The organism is Micromonospora sp. NPDC049060, from assembly GCF_040649055.1.
Lineage (GTDB): Bacteria > Actinomycetota > Actinomycetes > Mycobacteriales > Micromonosporaceae > Micromonospora > Micromonospora reichwaldensis.
Genome location: NZ_JBEZEV010000097.1, coordinates 1 through 23,930 on the forward strand (window position 1 = coordinate 1; position 23,930 = coordinate 23,930).

Annotated in this window: 27 protein-coding genes; 13 read left to right on the plus strand and 14 right to left on the minus strand. The window is 73.3% G+C overall.

The window, feature by feature from the left end:
• Positions 1 to 86: 86 nt before the first annotated feature.
• Complete coding sequence (locus AB0B83_RS25850; protein ID WP_357580330.1) at positions 87 to 1,055, minus strand: Gfo/Idh/MocA family oxidoreductase; 969 nt, start codon at positions 1,053 to 1,055, stop codon at positions 87 to 89.
• A gap of 70 nt (positions 1,056 to 1,125) precedes the next feature.
• Here AB0B83_RS25850 and AB0B83_RS25855 point away from each other — a divergent pair, with 70 nt between their 5' ends.
• Positions 1,126 to 1,959 carry an NUDIX domain-containing protein gene (locus AB0B83_RS25855; protein ID WP_151452958.1) on the plus strand — a complete coding sequence of 278 codons (834 nt, stop codon included), beginning with the start codon at positions 1,126 to 1,128 and terminating at the stop codon, positions 1,957 to 1,959.
• 79 nt (positions 1,960 to 2,038) lie between these two features.
• On the opposite strand, the gene AB0B83_RS25860 is transcribed toward AB0B83_RS25855, so the two are convergent.
• From AB0B83_RS25860 to AB0B83_RS25895, 8 genes are all read right to left on the minus strand, one after another.
• Entirely contained in the window at positions 2,039 to 2,452 is a 414-nt protein-coding gene (locus AB0B83_RS25860; RefSeq protein WP_357580331.1) for a VOC family protein, read from the minus strand.
• A 129-nt stretch (positions 2,453 to 2,581) separates the two neighbouring features.
• On the minus strand, positions 2,582 to 3,358 hold the full coding sequence (gene pstB, locus AB0B83_RS25865) for a phosphate ABC transporter ATP-binding protein PstB (protein WP_132230738.1): 777 nt from the start codon (positions 3,356 to 3,358) through the stop codon (positions 2,582 to 2,584).
• A 20-nt stretch (positions 3,359 to 3,378) separates the two neighbouring features.
• Positions 3,379 to 4,467 (minus strand): phosphate ABC transporter permease PstA, encoded by a 1,089-nt coding sequence (gene pstA, locus AB0B83_RS25870; RefSeq protein ID WP_357580332.1) that lies wholly within the window; start codon positions 4,465 to 4,467, stop codon positions 3,379 to 3,381.
• A complete protein-coding gene (gene pstC / locus AB0B83_RS25875) occupies positions 4,464 to 5,555 on the minus strand; it encodes a phosphate ABC transporter permease subunit PstC (RefSeq protein WP_357580333.1) in 1,092 nt (363 codons plus the stop codon). Before pstC ends, pstA begins: the two co-directional genes overlap by 4 nt.
• Before the next feature lie 52 nt (positions 5,556 to 5,607).
• A complete protein-coding gene (gene pstS, locus AB0B83_RS25880; RefSeq protein WP_327029760.1) occupies positions 5,608 to 6,711 on the minus strand; it encodes a phosphate ABC transporter substrate-binding protein PstS in 1,104 nt (367 codons plus the stop codon).
• Positions 6,712 to 6,990: 279 nt separating this feature from the next.
• The gene (gene mshD / locus AB0B83_RS25885) at positions 6,991 to 7,917 is read right to left on the minus strand and encodes a mycothiol synthase (protein WP_357580334.1); all 927 of its coding nucleotides are present in this window, start codon (positions 7,915 to 7,917) and stop codon (positions 6,991 to 6,993) included.
• Positions 7,918 to 8,018: 101 nt separating this feature from the next.
• The gene (locus tag AB0B83_RS25890) at positions 8,019 to 8,906 is read right to left on the minus strand and encodes a polysaccharide deacetylase family protein (RefSeq protein ID WP_357580348.1); all 888 of its coding nucleotides are present in this window, start codon (positions 8,904 to 8,906) and stop codon (positions 8,019 to 8,021) included.
• A gap of 148 nt (positions 8,907 to 9,054) precedes the next feature.
• Entirely contained in the window at positions 9,055 to 9,774 is a 720-nt protein-coding gene (locus AB0B83_RS25895; protein ID WP_357580335.1) for a response regulator transcription factor, read from the minus strand.
• A gap of 246 nt (positions 9,775 to 10,020) precedes the next feature.
• Here AB0B83_RS25895 and AB0B83_RS25900 point away from each other — a divergent pair, with 246 nt between their 5' ends.
• From AB0B83_RS25900 to AB0B83_RS25925, 6 genes are all read left to right on the plus strand, one after another.
• Entirely contained in the window at positions 10,021 to 11,082 is a 1,062-nt protein-coding gene (locus AB0B83_RS25900) for a hypothetical protein (protein ID WP_357580336.1), read from the plus strand.
• A gap of 82 nt (positions 11,083 to 11,164) precedes the next feature.
• A complete protein-coding gene (locus AB0B83_RS25905; protein WP_357580337.1) occupies positions 11,165 to 11,953 on the plus strand; it encodes a DUF2993 domain-containing protein in 789 nt (262 codons plus the stop codon).
• Between the two features lie 213 nt (positions 11,954 to 12,166).
• Complete coding sequence (locus AB0B83_RS25910; RefSeq protein ID WP_311202345.1) at positions 12,167 to 12,244, plus strand: Ms5788A family Cys-rich leader peptide; 78 nt, start codon at positions 12,167 to 12,169, stop codon at positions 12,242 to 12,244.
• A 203-nt stretch (positions 12,245 to 12,447) separates the two neighbouring features.
• Positions 12,448 to 13,296, plus strand: coding sequence for a sulfurtransferase (locus AB0B83_RS25915; RefSeq protein ID WP_357580338.1), 849 nt, complete (start codon positions 12,448 to 12,450; stop codon positions 13,294 to 13,296).
• A gap of 3 nt (positions 13,297 to 13,299) precedes the next feature.
• Positions 13,300 to 13,623 (plus strand): DUF1416 domain-containing protein, encoded by a 324-nt coding sequence (locus tag AB0B83_RS25920; RefSeq protein WP_132230747.1) that lies wholly within the window; start codon positions 13,300 to 13,302, stop codon positions 13,621 to 13,623.
• Between the two features lie 100 nt (positions 13,624 to 13,723).
• Entirely contained in the window at positions 13,724 to 14,578 is an 855-nt protein-coding gene (locus AB0B83_RS25925; RefSeq protein WP_357580339.1) for a hypothetical protein, read from the plus strand.
• An 8-nt stretch (positions 14,579 to 14,586) separates the two neighbouring features.
• Here AB0B83_RS25925 and AB0B83_RS25930 read toward each other — a convergent pair whose 3' ends face one another.
• The 3 genes from AB0B83_RS25930 to AB0B83_RS25940 are packed head-to-tail and all read right to left on the minus strand — an operon-like array spanning position 14,587 to position 17,448.
• The gene (locus AB0B83_RS25930; RefSeq protein ID WP_357580340.1) at positions 14,587 to 16,641 is read right to left on the minus strand and encodes a glycogen debranching N-terminal domain-containing protein; all 2,055 of its coding nucleotides are present in this window, start codon (positions 16,639 to 16,641) and stop codon (positions 14,587 to 14,589) included.
• The gene (locus AB0B83_RS25935; RefSeq protein ID WP_357580341.1) at positions 16,638 to 17,018 is read right to left on the minus strand and encodes an SCP2 sterol-binding domain-containing protein; all 381 of its coding nucleotides are present in this window, start codon (positions 17,016 to 17,018) and stop codon (positions 16,638 to 16,640) included. Before AB0B83_RS25935 ends, AB0B83_RS25930 begins: the two co-directional genes overlap by 4 nt.
• A 55-nt stretch (positions 17,019 to 17,073) precedes the next feature.
• Entirely contained in the window at positions 17,074 to 17,448 is a 375-nt protein-coding gene (locus AB0B83_RS25940) for a DsrE family protein (RefSeq protein ID WP_357580342.1), read from the minus strand.
• 12 nt (positions 17,449 to 17,460) lie between these two features.
• Between AB0B83_RS25940 and mtfM the strand changes: the two genes are divergently transcribed.
• Positions 17,461 to 17,565, plus strand: a complete 105-nt coding sequence (gene mtfM, locus AB0B83_RS25945; protein WP_266320062.1) for a small membrane protein MtfM — start codon at positions 17,461 to 17,463, stop codon at positions 17,563 to 17,565.
• Entirely contained in the window at positions 17,562 to 18,155 is a 594-nt protein-coding gene (locus tag AB0B83_RS25950; RefSeq protein WP_357580343.1) for an FABP family protein, read from the plus strand. Before mtfM ends, AB0B83_RS25950 begins: the two co-directional genes overlap by 4 nt.
• 15 nt (positions 18,156 to 18,170) lie before the next feature.
• On the opposite strand, the gene AB0B83_RS25955 is transcribed toward AB0B83_RS25950, so the two are convergent.
• A complete protein-coding gene (locus tag AB0B83_RS25955; protein WP_357580344.1) occupies positions 18,171 to 19,019 on the minus strand; it encodes an aminotransferase class IV in 849 nt (282 codons plus the stop codon).
• A 69-nt stretch (positions 19,020 to 19,088) separates the two neighbouring features.
• Between AB0B83_RS25955 and AB0B83_RS25960 the strand changes: the two genes are divergently transcribed.
• The 4 genes from AB0B83_RS25960 to AB0B83_RS25975 all read left to right on the plus strand — a co-directional run bounded on the left by AB0B83_RS25960 (position 19,089) and on the right by AB0B83_RS25975 (position 22,617).
• Positions 19,089 to 19,517 carry a Fur family transcriptional regulator gene (locus AB0B83_RS25960; RefSeq protein ID WP_132230754.1) on the plus strand — a complete coding sequence of 143 codons (429 nt, stop codon included), beginning with the start codon at positions 19,089 to 19,091 and terminating at the stop codon, positions 19,515 to 19,517.
• On the plus strand, positions 19,514 to 20,626 hold the full coding sequence (locus AB0B83_RS25965; RefSeq protein WP_357580345.1) for a folate-binding protein: 1,113 nt from the start codon (positions 19,514 to 19,516) through the stop codon (positions 20,624 to 20,626). The genes AB0B83_RS25960 and AB0B83_RS25965 overlap by 4 nt, the downstream gene beginning before the upstream one ends.
• Before the next feature lie 92 nt (positions 20,627 to 20,718).
• Positions 20,719 to 21,561, plus strand: a complete 843-nt coding sequence (locus AB0B83_RS25970) for a 3-keto-5-aminohexanoate cleavage protein (protein WP_311411788.1) — start codon at positions 20,719 to 20,721, stop codon at positions 21,559 to 21,561.
• Positions 21,562 to 21,657: 96 nt separating this feature from the next.
• Positions 21,658 to 22,617 carry an asparaginase gene (locus tag AB0B83_RS25975; RefSeq protein ID WP_357580346.1) on the plus strand — a complete coding sequence of 320 codons (960 nt, stop codon included), beginning with the start codon at positions 21,658 to 21,660 and terminating at the stop codon, positions 22,615 to 22,617.
• 80 nt (positions 22,618 to 22,697) lie between these two features.
• Here AB0B83_RS25975 and AB0B83_RS25980 read toward each other — a convergent pair whose 3' ends face one another.
• Complete coding sequence (locus AB0B83_RS25980) at positions 22,698 to 23,552, minus strand: sulfotransferase (RefSeq protein ID WP_357580347.1); 855 nt, start codon at positions 23,550 to 23,552, stop codon at positions 22,698 to 22,700.
• Positions 23,553 to 23,930 lie beyond the last annotated feature (378 nt).

The window sequence follows — 23,930 nt, forward strand, 5'->3', positions numbered from 1 at the left end:
CTCTCCCTATCTCCCGCGGGGCCGCGGTTTTAAGGAAGGGCCCCTTGCTGACGCATGCGTCAGCAAGGGGCCCTTCCTTGCACACCTCAGGTGTAGGAGACGCCGATCTGGGCCCGGATGGTGTCGAGGAGCGCCATCACCTCCAGCGTGGCGGCGTGGGGGACCAGGGGGCTCTCCAGGAGGCCCTCGGCGAGGCAGCGCTGGACCTCGGCGGCCTCGTACTGGTAGCCGCCGCCGACCAGCCCATCGGTGATCGTCTCCGGCTCGGCGCCGGCCCGGTGCAGGGTCACCGAGCCGGGGCGGAAGAACAGCTCGGGCAGGTCGATCCGTCCGGCGGCGCCGGTGACGGCGGCGGTCACCGGGGTCGCCCCGACCAGGCCGCAGGTCAGCGTGGCCACCGCCCCCGAGTCGTAGCCGAGGACGATCCCGGTGTTCTCGTCGACCCGCTCGGGGCTGAGCTTCGCCCAGGACCGGACGTGGTCGGGCACGCCGAGCAGCAGGTGGGCCAGGCTGACCGGATAGACGCCGAGGTCGAGCAGGGCGCCGCCGCCGAGCGTACGGGCCCGCAGCCGGTGCTCCGGCGGGAACGGCCCCGCCAACCCGAAGTCGGCCCGCACGTTCGTCACCGTGCCGATCGCCCCGTCCGCGACCAGCTCGCAGACCCGGCGGATCAGCGGATTCGTCCGCATCCACATGGCCTCCATGAGGAAGACCCCGGCCGCGCGGGCGGTGTCGACCAGCTCGACGCTGGTCGCCAGGTCGAGGGTGAACGGCTTCTCCAGCAGCACCGCGCGGCCGGCCGCGAGGCAGGTCATGGCCGCCTGGTGGTGCGCGGCGTGTGGGGTGGCGACGTAGACGACGTCCAGCTCGCCGTCCGCGGCGAGTTCCGCCCAGGAGGCGTACGCGCGCGGCACGCCGTGCCGGGCCGCGAACCGTTGCGCGCTCTCGGCGGTACGTGAGCCGACCGCCACCAGTTCGGCGCCCGGCACCAGCCGGAGGTCCTCGGCGAAGCGGGCGGCGATCTGGCCGGTGGACAGGATGCCCCAACGAGTCATGGCGGCAACGCTAGCGAAGATCACCGGACGTCGGCGTGGTCATCCACCCGTCGGGAACTAGGCTCGGCGCATGACGATCGACGCCGACGGCTTCCCCGCACCCCCGGCGCTCGTGGCGCACGCCCGCCGGTTCCACGCCGAGGGCGGCACCCCGGCCCCGCCCCGGGTCGCGGCGACCGTCCTGCTGCTCCGGCCCGCCGGCGACGACTTCGAGGTCTACCTGATCCGGCGGGTCGCCGCGATGGCCTTCGGCGGGATGTACGCCTTCCCCGGCGGCGGGGTCGACCCCTCGGACTCGCAGGCGCACCTGGACTGGGCCGGCCCGACGCCCGCCGGGTGGGGCGAGCGGCTGGGGCTGACCCCGGAGGCCGCCCAGGCGGTCGTCTGCGCCGCCGCGCGGGAGGTCTTCGAGGAGGCCGGGGTCCTGCTCGCGGGCCCCGACACACAGACCGTGGTCGGCGACGTGAGCGGCGACGACTGGGAGGCCGACCGGGTGGCGCTGGAGCAGCGCCGGGGCGGCTTCGCGGACCTGCTCGCCCGGCGCGGGCTCACCCTCCGGTCGGACCTGCTGCTGCCGTGGAGCCGGTGGATCACGCCGGAGTTCGAGCCGCGCCGCTTCGACACGTACTTCTTCGTGGCCCTGCTGCCGGAGGGGCAGCGGACCCGGGACGTCTCCGGCGAGGCCGACCACACCCTGTGGGCCCGCCCGGCGGACGCCCTGGCCCGGGCGGAGGCCGGCGAGCTGACCATGCTCCCGCCCACCCTGGTGAACCTGGCCCAGGTGGCGGCCGGCGGCGACCTGGCCGGCGTCGCCCGCGCGGCGGCGACCCGGGACGCGTCGACCCCGGTCACCCCGCGCCTCGACGTGCCCGACGACGGCGAGCCCCGCTTCGTGCTGGCCTGACCCGTTACGGATCTTGGCAGGAAGCGGCCGGTTCCTGCCAGGGTCTCTCGACGGACCAGGACCGGGGAGGGCGGCGGCGCTAGGCCACGAAGATGCAGAACGGGTGACCGGACGGGTCGGCGAAGACGTACAGCGGTTCGTCGGGGTCGTCGGTCCGGTCGAGCAGGAGTTCCGCGCCCAGGGCCTCCGCCCGCGTACGCTGCCTCTCCAGCTCGGATGCGTCCGGGACCGTGAAGTCGAGGTGCAACTGCATCGGCACGTCGTGCCGGGGCCAGGTGGTCCGAGGCAGGCGGTCGACGAGCTGGAAGGCGAGCTGGGCCGCCCCGTCGGAGTCTCTGAGCACGAGCCAGTCCCGGTCGTCGGCGGTCCCGTCCGTCGGCGGTTCGTCACCGGGCCGGTACCGCAGCCCGAGCAGTTGCCGGTAGAACTCGGCGAGCTCCCGTGGGTTCGTGGTGTCGAGCACGGTGTGCAGCAACCGGGGATATCCAGACATGCCCGTCCTCCGCAGCGACCGGTGGGCGTTCTCCGACCCGACCCTAGACCGGATCCTCCGGTGCTGCCGGGTTCGCCAGCGTGGGCCCTTCCTTTCGCGAAAGCGAGAGGAGGGCCCCCGCCTCACGGATCAGCCGAAGCGGCCGGTGATGTAGTCCTCGGTCTTCTTCACGCCGGGGTTGCTGAAGATCTTCTGCGTGTTGTCGTACTCGATGAGGCGGCCCGGGTCGCCGGTCTTCTCGATCGAGAAGAAGGCGGTCCGGTCCGAGACGCGCGCGGCCTGCTGCATGTTGTGCGTGACGATGATGATGGTGAACTTGTCCTTGAGCTGGAACATCAGGTCCTCGATGGCCAGCGTGGAGATCGGGTCGAGCGCCGAGCAGGGCTCGTCCATCAGCACCACCTGCGGCTCGACGGCGATGGTCCGGGCGATGCAGAGCCGCTGCTGCTGACCGCCGGAGAGGCCGGCGCCGGGCTTGCCGAGCCGGTCCTTCACCTCGTCCCACAGGTTGGCCGAGCGCAGCGCCTTCTCCGCCGCCTCCTCCAGGATCGACTTCCTACGGACCCCGTTGAGCCGCAGCCCGGCCACCACGTTCTCGAAGATGCTCATGGTGGGGAACGGGTTCGGCCGCTGGAAGACCATGCCGATCATGCGCCGGACGGCGGTGACGTCCACGTCCCGGTCGTAGATGTCCTGGTCGTCGATGGTGAGGCTGCCCTCGACCCGGGCGCCGGGCAGCACCTCGTGCATCCGGTTGATCGACCGCAGGAAGGTGGACTTGCCGCAGCCGGACGGGCCGATCAGGGCGGTCACCGTCTTCGGCTCGACCGTCAGGTTGATGTTCTCGATCGCCTTGAAGGCGCCGTAGTAGGCGGTGACGCCCGAGGCTTCGATGCGCTTGGCCATGGTGGTGGTACCTCCGGGGTTCATCGGCCGAGCCGGTTGCGACGGGCCAGCAGCTTGGCCGCGACGGTCAGGATCAGCACGAGGGCGACCAGGGTGAGTGCCGCGGTCCACGCCCGTGCCGGCGCGTACCGGGACGCGTCACCTGCCTGCTGGTAGACGAAGAGGGCCAGCGACGACTGGTTGTTCTCGAACGGGTTGAAGTTGATCGCCGCGCCGCCACCGGCGACGAGCAGCACCGGGGCGGTCTCGCCGGCCGCACGCGCGATGGCGAGCATGACGCCGGTGACGATGCCCGGCAGGGCGGTCGGCAGTACGACCCGCAGGATGGTCTTCCACTTCGGCACGCCGAGGGCGTACGCCCCCTCGCGCAGCGGCGCCGGGACGAGACGCAGCATCTCCTCGGTGGAGCGGACCACGGTGGGCAGCATCAGCACGCTCAGCGCGAGCGCGGCGGCGAAGCCGGAGAAGCTGGGCCGCCCGTCGTTGAACCACGGCGAGACGATCAGCACCCAGAACGCCAGCACGAACAGGCCGGCGACGATCGACGGGATGCCCGTCATCACGTCCACGAAGAACCGGATCGCGGCGGCGAACCGGCCCCGGCCGTACTCGACGATGTAGATCGCGCAGAGGATGCCGAGCGGGACGGTGATCAGGGCGGCGATGCCGACCTGCTGGAGCGTGCCGACGATCGCGTGGTAGGCGCCGCCGTTCGGGTCCCGCGCGCCGATGTTGTTCATCGAGGTGAGGAAGAAGTCGCCGTCCAGGCGCTCGGCGCCCTTGCTGACCAGCGTCCAGACCACCGAGGCCAGCGGCAGGACGGCCAGCACGAACGCGGAGTGGATCAGCGCGCTCCAGGTGCGGTTGCGGGCCGACCGCCGCCCCTCGACCCGGTTCGCGGCGGCGAACAGGCCGGCCAGGTAGAGCAGCGCGGCGACCACCACGACCAGCACCGGGCCGCCGGTGCCGGTGCCGTACACGAACGCGGCGGCGACCAGCAGGGCGGCTGCGGCGATGGCCGGCGCGGCGTACCTCGGCAGCCGCCGGGCCTTGAGGGTGGGCGGCTGGGCGGGCGGGCGGGTCCGGTGCGACGTAACGACTGTGGTCATGCGGCCGACTCCGTGAACTCCCGGCGGCGGTGGATGATCGCCCGCGCCGTGATGTTGACGATCAGCGTGATGGCGAAGAGCACCAGGCCGGAGGCGATCAGCGCGCCCCGCCCCGTGTCGTTCGCCTCGCCGAACGTGTTGGCGATGTTGGCGGCGATGGTGTTGCCGCCGCTCTCGATCAGGTTGAACGAGATGCCGAAGGTGATGCCGAGGGTCATCGCCAGGGCGATGGTCTCGCCGAGCGCCCGGCCCAGGCCCAGCATCACCGCGGCGACGATGCCGGGGCGGCCGTACGGCAGCACGGCGGTGCGGATCATCTCCCAGCGGGTGGCGCCGAGGGCGAGGGCCGCCTCCTCGTTGGCGGTCGGGGTCTGCAGGAACACCTCGCGGGAGAGCGAGGTGATGATCGGCAGGACCATGATCGCCAGGACCAGCGCGCCCAGCATGATGGACTTCCCGAACGGGCCGTCGCCGCCGAAGATCGGGATCCAGCCGAAGTACGTGTTCAGCCAGGCGGAGAAGTCGCGTACCGGGTTGATGAAGACGTCGCGGCCCCAGAGGCCGAAGACCACGCTCGGCACCGCGGCCAGCAGGTCGATCAGGAAACCCAGCGTGGTGCCGAGCCGGCGCGGCGCGTAGTGGGACAGGTAGAGCGCGATGCCCAGGGCCACCGGCACCGCGATCAGCAGGGCCAGCGCGGAGCTGAACACGGTGCCGAAGGCGAGCGCCCCGATGCCGAACTTCGGCTCCGCGTCGTTCGGGAACCAGCCCTCGAAGGTCCAGAAGCTCTCGGTGTTGGCGCGCAGCGCCGGTACCGCCTTGGCGACGAGGAAGACCGCGATCGCGGCGATGACGACCAGGACGGTGGCGCCGGCGCCCAGGGTGAGGGCGCGGAAGGCCCGTTCGGCGCCGAACGCCCGGGCCCGGGGCAGCGCGCCGCCGCCGCCCAACTCGGCTCCGCCCGGGGTGCGGGTGCTGACTGGTGCCTCGGCCGGACGCGCCGAGGCACCGGCGGGCCGGTCGTGACCTTCGGTCACGCGCGTCCCGCCGGTGCCGGCGTGGGCCGAGCGGTGGGGGGTTTCACCCATCTGCTCGCTCGCTTCGGGTTGAGGTGGTGGTGACGGTGTCGGTGCGGGCGGCTCAGGCGAGGTTCTTGACCGCGGCCTCGACCTTGGCGCGGACCGTCTCGGGCAGCGGGGCGTAGCCCAGCTCGGTCAGGTCGGCCTGGCCCGCGGTGCTCGCGGCGTGGCCGAGGAAGCCCTTGACCAGCGGGAGCTTGTCGGCGGCGAGGCCCTTGGAGCAGACGATCTCGTAGGTCACCAGGACGATCGGGTAGGCCCCGGCCTCCTTGGTGTTGTAGTCGATCTTCATCTTGAGGTCGTCGCCCTGGCCGACCACCTCGGCGCCGGCGATGGTCTTGCCGGCCGACTCGGCGGTCAGCTCGGCGAACTCGCCCGCGCCGTTGCCGACCTTGGCGGTCTTCAGGCCGCCGTTCTCGGCGTACGACCACTCGACGTAGCCGATGGTGCCGTCCTGGCCCTTGATGGCGCTGGCCATGCCGTCGGACTTCGCCGCGCCGGTGCCGCCGGGGGCCTTCCACTCCTTGGCCTTGCCGAACGTCCAGTCGGACGCGGCGGTCTTGGTCAGGAAGTCGGTGAAGTTGTCGGTGGTGCCGGAGGAGTCCGAGCGGTGCACCGCGTTGATGGCGGTCGACGGCAGCTTGGCGTCCGGGTTGTCGGCCTTGATCGCCGGGTCGTCCCACTTGGTCACCTTGCCGGCGAAGATCTTCGCCAGGGTGGCCGGCTTGAGCTGGAGGTTGTCCACGCCGTTGACGTTGTAGGCGATGGCGACCGGGCCGATGACCATCGGCAGGTTGATCGCGGCGCCGCCCACGCACTTGGCGTCGGCCTGCGGCTGCTCCTCCTCCTTGAGGGCGGAGTCCGAGCCGGCGAAGTCGGCGGTGCCGGCGATGAAGGCCTGGATGCCGGCGCCCGAGCCGGACGGCTCGTAGTTGATCTTGGCTCCGGAGCACTTCTGCTGGTAGGCCTTGATCCACTCGTCCATGGCGTTCTTCTGCGCCGACGAGCCCTGGGTGTTCAGCGTGCCGGTGGCGCAGTCGGCAGCGGCCGACCCGGAGGCGGAGGCGCTGCTCGCGGGCTCGTTGTTGTCCGAGCCGCATGCGCTGAGAGCGAGCGTCGCGGTAAGAGCGAGGCAGGCGAGGGTGCCGTGCCGCTGGAGCTTCACCTGAGGGGTTTCCCTTCACGTCTGACTTCGCCCCCGGATTGGGGGGCCGGTATACCGGCGCTCACCGGCTGATCCAAAAGTTAGGAGCGCCAGGTAGCCGGTTCGCCGGTCGGAAGTGAACGGGGAGTGAACAGGTGCGACAGGGCAGATGACCGCTCGCTGAGGGCGGGTTGTCCGTTGTGTGAACTCGGCTGCCGCTGTCGGAAGGATGGGGATCTTCCGGGGCGGCGGCGCGCGCGGCACGGGCCCGGGCCGTCGCGACCCGGGCCCGTTCTGGCGTCAGGCCGACTGGTAGTTGACGTGCGCCGACCAGCGGGCGAAGCCGAGCCGCTCGTAGAGCGCGACGGCGGCGGCGTTCGACTCGTCGACGTAGAGCATGACCCGGTCCAGGTCCCGCCGGTCCCGCAGGTACGCCAGCCCGGCCGCGGTCAGCGCCCGGCCGAGCCCGCCGCGGTGGGCCGACGGGTCCACGCCGAGGACGTAGACCTCGCCGATCCGGGCCGAGCCGGGTCGTTCGTGGACCTTCGTCCAGTGGAAGCCGAGCAGCCGGCCGGTGGACCCGTCGACGGCGAGCAGGAAGCCCTCCGGGTCGAACCACGGCTCGTCGAGGCGTACCCGCAGGTCGGCGGGGGACCAGCGGCCCTGTTCCGGGTGCTCGGCGAAGGCCCGCGCGTTGAGCGCCAGCCACTCCTCGTCGTCGGCGCCGGGCCGGAACGCGCGCAGCGTCACCCCGTCCGGCAGCGGGTGGTCGGGGATCGGGGCGGTCAGCGGCCGGCGCAGCTGCCAGAGCACCCGGGCCCGGCGCAGGCCCAGGTCGACGCCGAGCGCGGCGGCGGAGGGGTGGTCGCCGTGCGCCCAGACCCGCAGCGGGCCGTCGGCCGCCGCCAGGACGCCCCGGGCCAGCGCGCGGCCCGTCCCGCGCCGCCGGTACGCCGGGTGCACCACCAGTTCCACCCCGATCCCCGTGCCCGGGTCGGTGGTGTCCAGGTGCGCGTAACCGGTCAGTGTGCCGTCGTCCGCTCGGCTGGTCAGGTGCACGGCGGGCGCGTCCGGTTCGCGCAGCCGGAGCAGGACGTGCTCGTCGAACGGGTCCGCCCCGTCCGCGTCGCCGGCGACCCGGGCGAGGGTCGTCACGTCGGCGATCTCCGTGGGGCTGAGGCGGTCGGCCCGGGTCACCCGGCCGCTGCTCGCTTCGGGGTTGCTCATGACGTCACCGTAGTCCCGTCGATCCCCGGCGCCGCCGCGCTCGGCCGGCCGCCGGGGCGGTGCGGCGGTCGCCGGGCCGGACCGCCCGTGGTCTGGTCGGCTCACGTTCGCCCGTCGGGCAGCGCCTCCACCTCGAACCGGCTGGTCAGGTCGGGCAGGATGCGGTGCAGCGCGTCCACCGTGCCCTGCCGGTCGCCGCCGGCGTCGTGCAACAGCACGACCGAGCCGGGTACGACGCCCGCCACGACCGTCGCCGCGATCCGGCCGGCTCCGGGCAGCTCCCAGTCCGCCGGGTCCACGGTCCAGTGCAGCGGCGTCATGCCGAGTTCGTGGGACACCGACACCACCGGGCCCGTCCAGGCACCGCCGGGCTGCCGGTAGTACGCGATCGGCGCGTCGGGCACGGCCGCCCGGATCGCCTCGCTGGTGCGCAGCAGGTCCGCCCGGATGACGGCGGGCGACCGGCGGCCGAGGTCGACGTCGTGGCTCCAGCTGTGGTTGCACAGGGTGTGCCCGTCGGCCGCGATGGCCCGGATCAGGTCCGGGTGGCGCTGCGCGTTCTCGCCGACCACGCAGAAGGTGGCCCGCACCTGGTGCTCGCGGAGCAGGGCGAGCACCTGCGGCGTGTACCGCGGGTCCGGCCCGTCGTCGAAGGTCAGCGCGACCAGCGAGGTGCCGCTTGTGGTCTGCGCGCCGAACGGCCCGTCGGCCGGTCCCGGCGACGGCGTGCCGTCGGGGCTGGCGCCGCCGTCCTGTCCGGCCTCCGACGGGCTGGTGCTCGGCCCACCCTCCGGGGTACGGCGCGGAGCGTCCTTCGTCGGCGGCTGGTCGGCGTAGTGCGGGCCGGTGGCGCTGGTGGTCACGCTGGACCGCGACGTCGACGGGTCGGGGACCAGGCTGCGCCCGAGGGCGTACGCGGAACCGAGCAGCGCGGCGACCACCAGCGTGACGAGCCCGATGGTGCGCGCGGCCGAGGGATCCCGGATCAGCGGGCCCCACCGTGTCGAACCGCCGCCGCCCCCGTGGTCGATACGCACTCCGCCGCCCCCTTTTTGTCGCAAACCCGGCAGTCAGAATAGAACCGGCGAGCCGCACAAAAAGGGCATATGCGAAACCGTCCCTGAAGGGACGCGGAGGTCAGACCGGCAGGGGCGCGTGCTCGCTCTCCGGCAGGGACCGCGAGGGCGGTACGACGAACTTGTAACCCACCTGCCGCACCGTGCCGATCATCGACTCGTACTCGGAGCCGAGCTTGGCGCGCAGCCGCCGGACGTGCACGTCCACGGTGCGCGTGCCACCGAAGTAGTCGTAGCCCCACACCTCGCGCAGGAGCTGGTCCCGGGTGAACACCCGGCCCGGGTGCTGGGCCAGGAACTTCAGCAGCTCGAACTCCTTGTAGGTGAGGTCGAGGGGCCGGCCCTTGAGCTTCGCGGCGTAGGTGTCCGGGTCGATCGTCAGTTCGCCGGCGCGGATCGAGCCGCCGGCCCCGGAGGTGGCGTTGCTCAGCCGCCCGACGGCGAGCCGCAGCCGGGCCTCCACCTCGGCCGGCCCGGCGGCGGCGAGGATGACGTCGTCGACGCCCCAGTCGGCGTTGAGCGCGATCAGGCCGGCCTCGGTGACCACCGCGATCAGGGGCACCCCGAGCCCGGTGGCGTGCAGCATCCGGCAGGTCGCCCGCGCCTCGCTCAGCTCGGAGCGGGCGTCGACCAGCACCGCGTCCGGGCTGGGGCCGGCGACCAGGGTGCGGACGTCGCGTGGCGCGGTGCGGACCGAGTGCGGCAGCAGGTCGAGTGCCGGCAGCACTGCGGATGGTTCGCCTGCGCGCGCGGTCACCAGCAGCAGGATCTCCACGATCACCTCCGTCCCGGCGGCCGTCGGCCGCGCGCGACCAGCGCACTCCGTGGCGGGGCGTGACGCTGATGAACTTGCGTGGGTCCCGGCGTCGCTGACGGGCGGGTAACGGCTTGAGCGTAACCGAAGGCCCCGGTCGCGCCTCCGCGTCCTTTCCCGTTTGCCCGGCTTGCCCCTGATCGTGACCCCAGGTTTTAACGTTGCCGAAACCGTGGCCCCCGCGTCGGCCGGCGGGTCTGGCACGATCGGGGCGTGTTTCCCTCCAGCTCGCCCGAGACCGGCCGCGACCAGTGGCCCGACGGGCCCCGCCCCGGACCGTCCGGCCCGTCCAGTGGCCAGCCGCCGGCGCCGCGCACCGGGCCGGCCCCCGACGACGACGGCGAGCGCCGGGAGCGCAGCGGCCCGCGCCGCGCCCGGCGGGCCGGTGAGCCGGCCCGGCGACCCGACGACGAGCCGGACGACGAGCCGGACGAGGAGGTGGTGGAGCCGGTCGAGGTACGCCGCCAGCTCGCGCTGACCGTCGCCGGGTTCGCCGCGCTGCTCGGGGTGGGTCTGGTGCTCGGGGCGCAGACCGCCGGCCCGGGGCACCGCCTGCCCTTCGCGTTCGTCGTCTTCGGCGTGCAGTTGCTCTTCGTGCTGGCCTGGACGATGGCCATGCGACCGCCCGCGCTGCTGCTGGTGGCCGCCGTCAGCGCCGCCGCCGCGGTGGCGGCCGACACCGCGGCCGTGCAGACGGACGTCGCCGGCCTGGCACCACTGGGCTACGTCGCGGCGGGCGGCTTCGCCCTCGGGGTGCTCGGCCAGCTCGTCCGGCGGGTCGACCGGGTGCGGGTGACCGACTCGCTCGGCAGCACCCTGCTGATCGTGGTCGGCGTCGTCGCCTTCGCCACCCTGATCGTGCTCAGCCGGATCCCGGCGGGCACCCAGGCCATCACGGTGTGCCTCACCGCCAGCGCGGTCGCGCTCACCGTCGCCCGGCTGACCGACGCGGTCGCGCCGTGGCCGCGGCTGGCCCCCCAGGTGCCCCGGGGCGCGGCCGGCGTGGTCGCCGGCGCGATGGTCGGCACGCTGGTCAGCGCCGTCCTCGGCAGCTACCTGGTGACGCCCTTCACCCCCACCCGGGCCGCGATCATCGGGCTGGTCGCGGCGGTCACCGCCGTGCTGGCCGACCTTGCCGTGGGCTACGCCGAGGCGGGCCGGCTGATGGCGGGGGAGCCGCCGACCATGTGGGTGGCCCGGCACATGCAGGGGCCCCTCGGTGGCTTCGCCCTGGCCGCGCCGGCCGCGTACGCCATGTGCAAGCTCGTTCTCTGACGCGGCGGTTGAGCTTTTCCCCGATCGGGTACCACCGGTGGGCCGCTCCGCGGCACCCTCGGCACTGACGACAGGAGGCGGCGTGGCGCACGACGAGACGTACGAGGAGCGGCCCCGGCGACGCGGGCGCAAGGTGCTCATCACCCTCGTCGTGCTGCTGCTGGTCCTGGGCGGACTGATCGTGGTGGCCGACCGGGTCGCCGTGGGGGTGGCCGAGCGGGCCATCGCCGACCAGGTCCGGCAGGAGATCGCCAAGCAGGGGGCGCAGTCCTCGCCGCCGGAGGTGGAGGTCGGCGGGGTCCCGTTCCTCACCCAGGTGCTCGACGGCCGGTACGAGCGCATCTCCATCGCGCTGCGCGACGTGCAGGGCTCGGTGCGCGGCGACGCGGTCGCGCTGCCGAAGCTCGACGTGGACGCCCGCAACGTGCGCGCCTCGCTCGACACCATCCGTTCGGGGCAGGGCGACGTGGTCGCCGAGACCGTCGACGGGACGGGCACCATCAGCTACGACAGCCTCGCCAAGCTGCTCGACCGGCCGGGGCTGACCCTCGGCGAGCAGAACGGCCGGCTGGCCGTCACCGCCCCGGTCGACATCCTCGGTCAGCGCCTCACCGTGACCGGCACCGCCGACATCACGGTCGGCAAGGAGGGGCAGGTGGCGCTGAAGTTCAACGACCTGACCGCCGACGGCCTGCCGAGCCTGCCGCTGGCCCGGACGCTGCTCAGCAACTACGCCCGCAGCATCTCCATCGACGTGCCCCTGCCCGAGCTGCCGTTCCAGCTCGCCGTCCGGGAGGTCCGGCCGCTGCCCGAGGGGCTGGCCGTCACCGCGGACGCCCGGAACGTGCCGATCAACTCCGCCGCCGGCTGACCGACCCGACCGACCCACCGCCTCCGGCCCCCGCCCCGCCCGCGCCTGCGTCCGCGTCCGCCCCGGCCGCGCCTGCCGGTCAGGAAGGGCCCCTTCCTCCACCGATTGCGATAGGAAGGTGCCCTTCCCTGCACCCCGGGCTACCAGTACGCGCGTCCCGGATGCTGGTCGGTCCCCTGGTGTGCCCGCGCCCGGCTGGTAGGCTCCCTGCTCATGGGGACGCTCCTCACCAAACGGCGCGCGGTCGACCTGTGCCGCGTGGCCACCTGCCTGTGTCGCCCCGTCATCTGACGGCGGGGCTGTCCTCGGCCGCCTAGCGGCCACCGGCAGGCAGGGATTTTTCTTCTCCCGTGCTCTCTTTCAACGCCCGGCAGCGGCGCCGTCGCACGAACCCGTGATCCGTCCATACGGTGGATCCCGCGCGTGGTGCGATCGTCACGACTTTCGATGCCCCCGTGCTGGTTCACCATCCATCCTCACCAGGGAGTGATCTGATGAGTCGCGACACCGCACTCGTCTCGGCCGAATGGGCCGAGAAGAACCTCGACGCCCCGGGCGTCGTCTTCGTCGAGGTCGACGAGGACACCTCGGCCTACGACACCGGCCACATCGCCGGCGCGATCAAGCTGGACTGGAAGACCGACCTCCAGGACCAGGTGCGCCGGGACTTCGTCAACAAGAGCCAGTTCGAGGCGCTGCTCTCCGAGCGGGGCATCAGCAACGACGACACCGTCATCCTCTACGGCGGCAACAACAACTGGTTCGCCGCGTACGCGTACTGGTACTTCAAGCTCTACGGCCACCGCGACGTGAAGCTGCTCGACGGCGGTCGCAAGAAGTGGGAGCTCGACGCCCGTCCGCTGGTCCGGGACGCGGTGACCCGCCCGGCGACGCAGTACGTGGCGCAGGAGCCGGACACCTCGATCCGGGCCTTCCGGGACGAGGTCGTGGCCGCCATCGGCACCAAGAACCTGGTCGACGTGCGCAGCCCCGACGAGTTCGCCGGCCGGCTGCTCGCCCCCGCCCACCTGCCGCAGGAGCAGGCGCAGCGGGCCGGGCACATCCCCACGGCGATCAGCGTGCCGTGGTCCAAGGCGGCCAACGAGGACGGCACCTTCAAGTCCGACGACGAGCTGCGCAAGATCTACGCCGACGCCGGGCTGGACGACGGCCGCGAGACCATCGCGTACTGCCGGATCGGCGAGCGCTCCTCGCACTCCTGGTTCGTGCTCCAGGAGCTGCTCGGCCACCGCAACGTGAAGAACTACGACGGATCCTGGACCGAGTACGGCTCGCTGGTCGGCGTGCCGGTCGCGCTCGGCGACGAGCCCGGGGAGGCCTGAGCCATGACCGCACCCACCGCTGCCGGCTGCGCCGCGCCCGACCAGGCCGCCCCGCTGCCCGCGAGTCTGGACCTGGAGAAGGAAACCGTGATCACCGGCGTCGTCCGCTCCGACGCGGGCGAGGCCGTCCCGGGCGCGTACGTCCGGCTGCTCGACTCGACCGGTGAGTTCACCGCCGAGGTGGTGACCTCGCCGGCCGGCCAGTTCCGGTTCTTCGCCGCGCCGGGCGCCTGGACCCTGCGGGCGCTCTCCCGGCACGGCAACGGCGACACCGCCGTGACCGCCGCCCGGGGCATCAACGAGGTCGCCGTCACGGTCGCCTCCTGACCCTTCCCCCGCTCTGATCGGCCCGTGGCCCGTCGCCTTCGCAGGTGGCGGGCCGCGACCGTCTCCGGGCACTGTCGACCGGCGTGACACGATTGCCCCCGTGAACGGCGTGGAAGCGGCGGGGCAGGCCCCGCCTACCGGTCCCGATCGGCCGGCGGCCCCCCGACGGTGGCTGCCCTGGCTGCTCGCCGGCACGGTGGCGTGGGCGGTGCTGCTGGCGGCGCTGACCTGGCTCTCGGTGCGTAACGATCCACCGACCGTCCGGGAGCAGCGCACCCTGACCGAGGCCGGTGGCGTCGTCGACCGCGCGGTCGGCGTACTGGTCGCGGCGGCCGGCGAGACCGCCGTGCTGACCCCGCCCGTGGTCGATCGGGGCTGCCGGGTCACCCCGTTCGCCGCCGGCGCCGACCTGTCGCGCGGGGTGGACGTCTTCGTCGCGGCGGGCGGGGAGGCGACGCTGTTGGAGCGGGTCGCCGGCCGGCTGCCGGCGGACTGGCGGGCCGGGGTCCGGGTCACCTCGAACGGTCCCCGGTTGCGCGGCGACGCGGGCGAGTTCGTCACCGTCTCCGGCGGGGTCGCGGGGGACGGTCGGGTCCGGCTGACCGTCGACACCGGCTGCCGGCCGGTGGGCGACGGCTACGACGTACCCGCGACCGGTGCCGCCGGCGCGGAGGCCGACGCCCTGAAGGAGGCCCTGCGGGCCCTCGGGGCCCCGGCCGGTCCGGCCGTCCAGGTGGTCACGGCGCCCTGCCCCGGCGGCGGCACCGCCCGCTCCGCGCGCTCCGCCGGCTTCCCGGCCCCCGCGTCCCCGGCCGCCGCCCTGGCCCCCGTCACCCGCCTTCCGGTGCTGGACGACCCGCAGGCGTACGCCTACCGTCGTGGCCCGGTGACAGTCGTCGCCGACCTCTCGGGGGACCGGGCCGTCGTCTCGGCCAGCACCGGCTGCCCTGCCTGAGGAGTGGGTCAGCGGCTGCCCGGGTGGTCGTGCGCGCGGCTGCGGCCCAGGGCGTCGACGTGGCCCCAGCGGCCGGGGATGTCGAGCAGTTCGACGCGCCCCATGCCGTCGGGCACGGCGGGGTCGATGATCAGGTGGTCGCCCTGCGGCTCCAGCCCCAGCATCACGCGTAGCAGCAGCAGCGGCGTGCCCGCCGACCAGGCCTGCGGGCTGCACGCCGTGGGGTACTCCACCGGGTAGTCGGTGAGGCTGCGCTCGTAGCCGGCGAAGGCCTCCGGCAGCCGTCCGCCGAAGAACGGGGACGCGGCCAGCATCGCGTCGCAGATCTGCCCGGCCTCCCGGCGGAAGCCGTACCGCCACAGCCCCCAGGCGATGATCGAGTTGTCGAACGGCCACACCGTCCCGACGTGGTAGCCGACGGGGTTGTACCGCCCCTGGTCGTCGGCGAGGGTCCGGACGCCCCAACCGGAGTAGAGCCGCGGCCCCATCAGGTGTTCGGCGATCCGGCCGGCCCGCGACTCGTCGACGATGCCGCTCCACAGCAGGTGCCCGATGTTGGAGGTGAGCGCGTCGACCTGCCGGCCGTCGGCGTCCAGGGCGAGCGCGTAGTACTCCCGTTCCGGGATCCAGAAGTCCCGGTTGAACCGGATCTTCAGCTCGGCCGCCTCCCGCTCCAGCCGGTCGGCGTACGCGGGGTCGCCCCAGAACTCCCGGGCCAGTCGGGCGCCGCGCATCTTCGCGTCGTACGCGTAGCCCTGGAGTTCGCAGGTGGCGCGCGGGAAGCCGGGGAGCCGGCCGTCGCGGTACGAGATCGAGTCCCAGGAGTCCTTCCAGCACTGGTTCGCCAGCCCGGTCTGCGGGTTGCGGGTCTGGTACCAGAGGTAGCCCGTGCCGAGCAGGTCCCCGTACGTGTCGATCCAGGCGAGGGCGGCCCGGGTCTGGGCCTCCAGTCCCCGTACCAGCCGGTCGTCGCCGGTCCACCGCTCGTACTCGTCGAGCAGGATGACGAACAGCGGCGTCGAGTCCGCCGAGCCGTAGTACGGCGAGTGGGGCTGTTCCTCGAAGCCCGCCGTCTCGCCGTAGCGCAGCTCGTGCAGGATCTTGCCCGGCTCCTCGTCCCGGAAGTCGTCGATCCGGTGCCCCTGGAGGCCGGCCAGCATCATGAGGGTCGGCGGGATCAGCTCCGGCAGGAAGGGCACCGCCTGGAGCGAGGTGATGAGGCTGTCCCGGCCGAACAGCGTCATGAACCACGGCAGGCCGGCGGCCACCAGGCGTACGCCGAGGGTGATCGACTCATAGCGCAACGCCGCCAGGTCGCGGAGGCTCTGCTGGTACGCCCCGCCCAGCGGCTCGCAGTCGCAGCCGAGCTTCGGCGCCCGGGCGACCAGGTCCTCCTGCTCGGCCCGGATGGCGTCCGAGGCGCGGCTGCCCCCGTACTGCGGCAGGTTGGCCCGGATGTCCTCGCCGCGCGCGCCGTAGACGACTGTCGACACGTGCAGCCGCGTCGTCCACTCGCCGCGCGGGCCGACCCGGACCCGGTAGGTCATGCCGGAGACCTCGATGTGCGCGGGCATGCTGGTGCGGATGACCGTCTCGCGGTGGAACCTCTCCCGGCGGTAGGTCAGGCGCAGCTCGTTCTCGCCGACGGTGGCGGTGGAGTGGCCCTCCTTGCGCCGGACGTGCTTGATCTCGAACAGGTCCGCGAAGTCGGCGCCCATGGCGAGGTGGACGACGAACTCCATCTCCTCGCCGGAGTGGTTGAGCAGCGTCAGCTCCTCCTCGAAGCTGCCGCCGATGGCTCGGCTGCGGATCATCGAGACCTTCGCGTCCAGGTAGTGCGTCGGTTCGCCGGGCACGAGGAAGAAGCGGGTGCGGAAGGACTCCGCGGTGTCGACGGAGAGGGCGTGCAGCTGTTCGCCGTCGAGGGTCAGCACCCAGGTGGAGAGGTGCCGGGTGTCGAACGAGAAGAGCCCGCTCGGGAAGTCGAGGGACGGCTCGACGTTGCCGCGCTTGTCGCTGACCAGGAAGGTGTTGCCGTCGAGGATGCTGACCAGTTCCTTCACGGCAGCCGCCCGGCCTGTCTGCGGGCGACCGTGCGGGGGTCCCGGGTGCCGGGCGGGTCGGGGAAGAACCGGTGGAACAGGAGGAAGAGCACGATGTCGCCGCTGAAGCTGCTCTCGTTGCGCAGCACCGACGAGATCGCCTGGGCCCGGCCGGTGACGAGCCGGTCGAACAGGTCGGCGCTGGTGTACCAGATCGCGTCGGCGGGCCCCCGGTCGCGGCTCACCTCGATCTCGCCCGGACGAAGGCGGACCAGCCAGTGCACCGTCTGACCGCCCTGCGCGAGGTCGATCTGCATCGTCCCGCTGACCGGGCTGACCAGTACCTCGGGGGCGCGCGCCGGCAGTGATTCGAAGAATCGCTCCGTCGCCTCGGTCATACCCGAATCGTAGGCATCTGTCCGACCTGCCGGGCCGGTATCGGCCCGGCGGCGGTCAGTAGACCAGGGCCTGGGCCCCTTCGGCCGTCGCCTCCTCGACGAAGACCGCGGCGCCGGCGATGCGGACACCCGGCAGCACGTCGTCCGGCCCGATGTCCCGCCGGGCGGCGCACTGCGTGCAGGCGGTCACCGTGCCCGTGGTGAGGATCACGTGCAGCAGCTCGGCCAGCGGGGCCGAGTGCGGCAGCTCGAACTCCTGTGCCTTGCCCGGCAGCGCGAACCAGGTCGACTCCCCGGTCAGCCAGAGCGACACGTGCACCCCGGCGGCGGCCGCGGTGGCGGCGACGGTGAATGCCTGGGCGCACCGCTCCGGGGCGTCCGCGCCGGCGGTGGCCTTGACGACGAGAGTGCGGGCCATGGGGCCCAGCATAGGATGGTCACGATGGTTACCGAGATCGGGTTCGTCAGCCTGCTGGTCGCCGGCCTGGGCGCGCTCGCCGGTGGCCTGGTCTACCTGGCCGTACGCATATCGAGAGGTAACTGGTGAGCGACGAGAACCCCCTGCAGCCACCGCCGTGGCTGAACGCGCCGCCGGTCGACCCGTACCCCTACGAGGAGAGCCACGACCTGCGCGTCGGCCCGAAGCTGCATCCCGCGCTGGACGGCCTGCTGCCGTACGTCGGGGTGTGGCGCGGCCGGGGGCGGGGCGGCTTCCCCACCATCGAGGACTTCGACTTCGCGCAGGAGATCCGGATCAGCCACGACGGCCGGCCGTTCCTGTCCTACGAGTCGCGCGCCTGGCTGCTCGACGAGCAGAGCCGCCCGGTCCGCCCGGCGGGTCGCGAGGTCGGCTGGTGGCGGCCGGTGATGGACGGCGACCGGGTCACCGACGAGCTGGAGGCGCTGATGACCGTGCCCACCGGCGTGATGGAGCTGCACATCGGCAAGCGCAAGGGCACCCAGATCGAGTTCGTCACCGACGCGGTGGTCCGCACGGCGACCGCCAAGGAGGTCACCGCCGGTCACCGCCTCTTCGGCATCGTCGAGGGCGCGCTGCTCTACGCCCAGGAGATGGCGGCCCTGGGCCACTCCCTCTCCCCGCACCTCTCCGCCCGCCTCACCCGGGTGGCCGGCTGACCCTCCTCCCGGGGGTCACGGGCGGGGAAAGCCCAGGAGCGCCTGGAGGGCGGGGGTGTGCGCGCAGCGGCGCAGCGGGACGGCGTCCAGGGTGCGGATCTCCGCGAGGCCACGGACGGACGAGCTGAGCCAGACGCCGTCGGCGGTACGCAGCTCGGCCGGGGTGACCAGGCGCTCCTCGGCGCGCAGGCCGAGCGCATGGGCGTGCGCGAGGAGCCAGGCGGCGGTCACGCCCGGCAGGATGCCGGTCTCGGCGGCGGGCACCGTGCAGAGGGTGTCACCGGCCAGCCAGACCAGGTTGGCCGTGGGCCCCTCCAGCGCGTATCCGTCGGAGGAGACCCAGAGCGCGTCGTCCACGCCGGCGCGGGCGGTCCACCGGCGGGCGGCGGTGCTCACCGCGTACGAGATGGACTTGACCCCGGCCGGCAGCCAGTCGAGTTCGGCGCGGGCCCGCGCCGCGACGCCGAGCGGCAGGGTCGCCACGGTGATCCCGTCCCGGCGCGCCGCCCGGGTCGCCGCCGGCACCTCGCCCAGCGTGGCGTAGCCGGTGGGCGGGCCCCCGCCCTCCGGGCCCCGGGTGCAGACCAGGCGCAGCGCCCCCTCCACCTCGGCGGGCCAGCCGGCGCGGACGACGTCCAGCAGTTCGACCAGCACGTCGGCGGCGGGCAGCAGCAGGTCGACGGCCGCCGCCGCCCGGGCGAGCCGGGCCAGGTGCGCGTCGCGCAGCCACGGCCGCCCGTCCCGCAGGTGCATCGTCTCGAAGAGCCCGTCGCCGTGCAGCACGCCCCGGTCGTCGCCGCGCAGCACCGGCTCGCCGGGCGGCACCAGCCCGCGACCCGGCACGGCGATCCTCGACGCCACCATGACCGCCGAGCCTAGCGGCGGACCGGTCGACACCGGCGGCGCGCGTGCGGGGCGAACTATGATCGGACGGTGTCCGAATCCTCCCTCGCGGAAATGCTCCGCGCCCGTGGGCTACGGCTGACGGCGCAACGGCAGTTGATCCTCCAGGCCGTGCTGGACCTGGGGCACGCCACCCCGGAGCAGGTGCACACCGCCGTCCGGGAGGTGGCCGCAGGAGTCAACATCACCACCATCTACCGCACGCTGGAGCTGCTGGAACGGCTCGGCCTGGTCACCCACACCCACCTCTCGCACGGCTCGCCGACCTATCACGCGGCCGGCGAGGACCAGCACGTCCACCTCGTCTGCCGGGGCTGCGGCGCGATCGACGAGATCGATCCGGAGCTGCTGCGCCCGCTGGCCGACCAGTTGGCGAGCCAGCGCGGGTTCCGGGTGGACATCGGCCACGTCTCGTTCTTCGGCCTCTGCGTCCGCTGTGAGAACGGGGACCGGAAATGATCGACATCGCGGGCGCGGTGAGCGTCGAGAGCATCGACGAGGCCAGCCGCGACCAGCCCGAGCCGGCGCACGCGGCGGCCGGCGTGCGGGGCGTGGCGGCGCACTACGGCGACCCGATGCGCGAGCAGCGCACCCTCGACACGGCGGTCGGCCTGGTCGACCGCTCGCACCGGGGCGTCGTCGCGGTGCCGGGCGAGGAACGGATCGGCTGGCTGCACACCCTCACCAGCCAGCACCTGGCGCAGCTCGGCGCCGGCCAGGGCACCGAGCTGCTGGTGCTCTCCCCGCACGGGCACGTCGAGCAGCACGCCATGGTCGCCGAGGACGGCATCACCACCTGGCTCGACACCGAGCCGGGCGCCACCGCCGGCCTGCTGTCGTACCTGGAGCGGATGCGGTTCTTCAGCAAGGTCGAGCCGCGCGACGTGACGCCCGAGCACGCGCTGCTCTCCCTCGTCGGGCCGGAGGCGCCCGCCGCGGCGGAGACGCTCGGTGCGACCGGGCTGGCCGCGCCCGACGTGGTCGCGGTGCCGGGCCCGAAGTTCCGCTCCGGCGAGCTGCCGCCACGGCCGACCGCGCTGTACGACGTGCGCCCGCTGCCCGTGGGCGGCTGGGCCCGCCGGGGCCCGATCGGCGTGGACCTGCTGGTGCCCCGGGCCGCGATGGAGCAGGTGGTCACCGAGCTGCGGGGCAACGGGGTGCCGGTCGCCGGGCTGTGGGCGTACGAGGCGGTGCGGGTGGCCGCCCGGCGGGCCCGGGTCGGGGTGGACACCGACCACCGGACGATCCCGGCCGAGGTGGACCTGGTCGCCCCGGCCGTGCACCTGGACAAGGGCTGCTACCGGGGCCAGGAGACCGTGGCCCGGGTGCACAACATGGGCCGGCCGCCGCGTCGGCTCGTACTCCTGCACCTGGACGGGGTGACCACCGACCAGCCGCCGGTCGCCGGCACGCCGGTGACCCTCGACGGCCGGGCGGTCGGCTTCGTCGGCACGGCCGTGCACCACCACGAGCTGGGTCAGGTCGCCCTGGCCGTGGTCAAGCGCAACGTCGCCGACGACGCCCGCCTCCTGATCGGGGAGACCGCCGCCGCGATCGATCCGGCCTGACCGCCCATCGGCGAAAGAATCTCTGCTTCGTGGCGCTGAGGCCGGAAAAGTTCCGGTCGACTGGCTCGCTGACCTCGGTCTAGGATCCGGGCATGACGACAGGGACGTTGATCACGGTTGCCCCCACCGGCGCGGAGTCGGCCAAGGCCGAGGTGCCGGCGCTGCCGGTGACGCTCGACGAGCTGCTGCTGACCGCCAAGGAGTGCGAGGCGCTCGGCGCCGCCGTGATCCACGTCCACATCCGCGACGACGAGGCCAGGCCCACCCTGGACCAGGGGCGGCTGCGGGAGACCGTGACGGCGCTGCGGGAGAGCACCGACCTCGTCGTGCAGCTCTCCTCGGGCGGCGCGGTGACCGACCCGGAGGCCGACCGGCTCGCCGTGCTCGACGCCGGGCCGGACATGGCCTCCTGCACGATGGGCACGCTCAACTTCGGTGACGACGTCTTCCTCAACCGGTGGGAGTTCATCGTCGACCTGCACACCCGCATGCAGGAGCGCGGCATCGTGCCCGAGTACGAGATCTTCGACCTCGGCCACCTGACGGCGCTGCAACGGCTGCTCGGCAAGTACGGCCTGCCGGCCGGCGGGCACGTGCACGTCGACTTCGTGATGGGCGTACCGGGCGGCATGCCGGGCACCACCCCGGCCCTGGTCGCCGCCCACCAGGCACTGCGCGACCTGCCCGAGGGCACCACCTTCTCCGCCACCGGCATCGGCCGCAGCACCATCCCGGTAATGCTGGCCTCGCTCTCGGCCGGCGGGCACCTGCGCGTCGGCATGGAGGACACGGTGACCTACGCCAAGGGCCGCCCGGTCGAGTCCAACATGCAGCTCGTCGCCCGGGCGGTCGGCTTCGCCCAGCTCGCCCAGCGGCCGCCGCTGACCACCGCCGAGGCGCGCGGGCTGCTCGGCGTGCCGGCCGCCGGGCGGTAAGCGGCGACCCGGGCCGGCGCTGCTGTACACCTGGTCGTCGACGACCTGCTCACCCGCCCGCCGACCGCTGCCGGCGGTGCCGGTACCGTCCACCCTGTGGGAAAGACGTACGAGGGCGGCGCGCCGCTCGCCGAGGTGGTCCGGTCGGGGTTCGTCGAGGGCGTGCACCGGGGCTCGGTGGTGGTGCTCGACGCCTCGGGGCGGACGGTGGCCGGCGCCGGGGACGTGACCTCCCCGGTCTTCCCACGCTCGTCCAACAAGCCGATGCAGACGGTCGGGATGCTCCGCGCCGGGCTGACGCTGGCCGACCCCGCCGACGTGGCGCTGGTCTCGGCCAGCCACGCCGGGGAGGAGTTCCACCTGGCCCGGGTCGGGGCCCTGCTCGCCCGCGCCGGGCTGGACGAGTCGGCCCTGCACTGCCCGCCGGACCTGCCCGTGGGCGACGAGGCGCGGACGGCCGTGCTGCGCGCCGGCGGCGGCCCCACCCGTACGCAGATGAACTGCTCCGGCAAGCACAGCGGGATGCTGCTGACCTGCCTGGCCGCCGGCTGGCCGCTCGACGGGTACTGGCGTCCGGAGCACCCGTTGCAGCAGCGGCTGCGGGACGCGGTGGAGGAGTTCACGGGCGAGCCGACTGCGGCGGTCGGCGTGGACGGCTGCGGCGCCCCGGTGCTCGCCGTCTCGCTGACCGGGCTCGCCGGGGCGTACCTCCGGCTCGTCTCGGCGGAGCCCGGCTCCGAGCCGCGGACGGTGGCCGACGCGATGCGCGCCCACCCGGACCTGGTCGGCGGCACCCGGGCCGAGGACAGCCGGCTGATGCGGGGCGTGCCCGGGCTGCTCGCCAAGATCGGCGCCGAGGGGGTCGTCGCGGCGGCGGTGCCCGGGGTCGGCGCGGTCGCCATCAAGATCGACGACGGCGCGGGCCGCGCCCGGATGCCGGTGCTGGTCTCCGCCCTGCGCCGCCTCGGGCTGGACGCGCCGGTGCTGACCGAGTACGCCGAACTGCCGCTCTTCGGCGGCGGCCTACCGGTCGGCGCCGTCCGGCCCCTCTGGTAGCCGTTTCGCCCGTCGTCGCGACGTTCACCGGGCGTTCGAGGGGCGCGACGCGGCGTCGTCAGGGTGGAGGGCCATTGTCGTCACTCGTATCCCATGGCCGGGACGACCTTGCCGAGTGCTGCTTCGATGAACTCGCGGGTTTCGTCGTCGAACTGGTCGTTGCGCTGCGCCAGCTTGTGCGCCTGGAACGTCGAACGGGTCTCGAAGTCGTCGACGTCGAGCCGCTCGAAGAGGGCGCGGCGCTGCCCGGGCCAGTCGGCTGCGAGATCTTCCGCCTTCACCTCGACGTATCGCCTGCCCGTCAGGTCGACCGTGTCCTTCCAGGTGAGCCACCGATCGTAGATCGGCTTGAGGTAGGCGAGCGCGCCGTCGACAGTGGACGGCGCCCATGGCTGGGCCAGGTGGGATGCGAGCACCGACACCGGGTGACGCTTGATGTGCACGATGGTCGCCTCGGGGACCAGTTCCCAGAGGAACTCCATGCACAGCAGGTTGAACGGCGTCTTCTCGCACCAGGTCGGCTTGCCCGCGTCGGCGGCTGCTCCGCCGAAGATGGTGTCGACCAGGCTACGCAGGATTCCGAGCAGTTCGCCCCGGTCGCCGAAGTACCTGGGAACCACCCGCCGGCGGCTCAGCGGCTCGAACGGCCCGGCAGGACGGTCGGCGTCGCCGAAGCCTTCGGCGGGCGCAGGTTCGTCGAAGGTGTACGCGATCAACTGCGGCCAGAGTTGTTCCACCGCGTTCCGGTAGCGCCGCTCGCCGACCAGTTCGGGAACGGTCTTGCCGCGATCGTCGCGCCGGCCGGGCACTCGTACGGTGAGGAAGTCGCTCAGCCGGTGCAGGGCGTCCTCGCCGACGGTGGGGTCGTATCGACCGGTGAGCGCGTCGGCCAGGTCCCGCAGGCCGCCCGGGTCGACGAGGAACCTGGTCTCCATGGGAATCCGGTGGATCAGCGGATGTTGGCCGATGATGTCGGCGAGCCGTGACGTTCCCGAACGACCCGTACCCGCTACGAAGACGGGTGCGGGGGAAGGAGACATGGCGAGCAGTCAAACTCCCAGCCCGGCGCCCGGGCAATCCATTTATCCCCTGCACCGTTGGGCCCGGGCCGAGAGGCTGGCCGGCTGATCGGCAAGGACCGCCTCCGCTCCGAGCCTGGCGGTCTGGACCTCGGGGGACCGCATCCTGCGCTTCCCGGCGTGGCTGATCCGCGCCCGCCCCGACGAGGTGGCCGACTCCCTCCGCCGCGCCCTGACGGCCGCCGGCTGGCGCCCGAGGCGTGAATCTTGGACAGTTGCCGTTCTCGCGGAACG

Coding starts and splice junctions, on each gene's coding strand:
- AB0B83_RS25850 (WP_357580330.1), bottom strand. CDS start 1,055: ATGACTCGTTGGGGCATCCTGTCCACCGGCCAGATCGCCGCCCGCTTC.
- AB0B83_RS25855 (WP_151452958.1), top strand. CDS start 1,126: ATGACGATCGACGCCGACGGCTTCCCCGCACCCCCGGCGCTCGTGGCG.
- AB0B83_RS25860 (WP_357580331.1), bottom strand. CDS start 2,452: ATGTCTGGATATCCCCGGTTGCTGCACACCGTGCTCGACACCACGAAC.
- pstB (WP_132230738.1), bottom strand. CDS start 3,358: ATGGCCAAGCGCATCGAAGCCTCGGGCGTCACCGCCTACTACGGCGCC.
- pstA (WP_357580332.1), bottom strand. CDS start 4,467: ATGACCACAGTCGTTACGTCGCACCGGACCCGCCCGCCCGCCCAGCCG.
- pstC (WP_357580333.1), bottom strand. CDS start 5,555: ATGGGTGAAACCCCCCACCGCTCGGCCCACGCCGGCACCGGCGGGACG.
- mshD (WP_357580334.1), bottom strand. CDS start 7,917: ATGAGCAACCCCGAAGCGAGCAGCGGCCGGGTGACCCGGGCCGACCGC.
- AB0B83_RS25910 (WP_311202345.1), top strand. CDS start 12,167: ATGGGGACGCTCCTCACCAAACGGCGCGCGGTCGACCTGTGCCGCGTG.
- AB0B83_RS25915 (WP_357580338.1), top strand. CDS start 12,448: ATGAGTCGCGACACCGCACTCGTCTCGGCCGAATGGGCCGAGAAGAAC.
- AB0B83_RS25920 (WP_132230747.1), top strand. CDS start 13,300: ATGACCGCACCCACCGCTGCCGGCTGCGCCGCGCCCGACCAGGCCGCC.
- AB0B83_RS25935 (WP_357580341.1), bottom strand. CDS start 17,018: ATGACCGAGGCGACGGAGCGATTCTTCGAATCACTGCCGGCGCGCGCC.
- AB0B83_RS25940 (WP_357580342.1), bottom strand. CDS start 17,448: ATGCTGGGCCCCATGGCCCGCACTCTCGTCGTCAAGGCCACCGCCGGC.
- mtfM (WP_266320062.1), top strand. CDS start 17,461: ATGGTTACCGAGATCGGGTTCGTCAGCCTGCTGGTCGCCGGCCTGGGC.
- AB0B83_RS25955 (WP_357580344.1), bottom strand. CDS start 19,019: ATGGTGGCGTCGAGGATCGCCGTGCCGGGTCGCGGGCTGGTGCCGCCC.
- AB0B83_RS25965 (WP_357580345.1), top strand. CDS start 19,514: ATGATCGACATCGCGGGCGCGGTGAGCGTCGAGAGCATCGACGAGGCC.
- AB0B83_RS25970 (WP_311411788.1), top strand. CDS start 20,719: ATGACGACAGGGACGTTGATCACGGTTGCCCCCACCGGCGCGGAGTCG.
- AB0B83_RS25980 (WP_357580347.1), bottom strand. CDS start 23,552: ATGGAGACCAGGTTCCTCGTCGACCCGGGCGGCCTGCGGGACCTGGCC.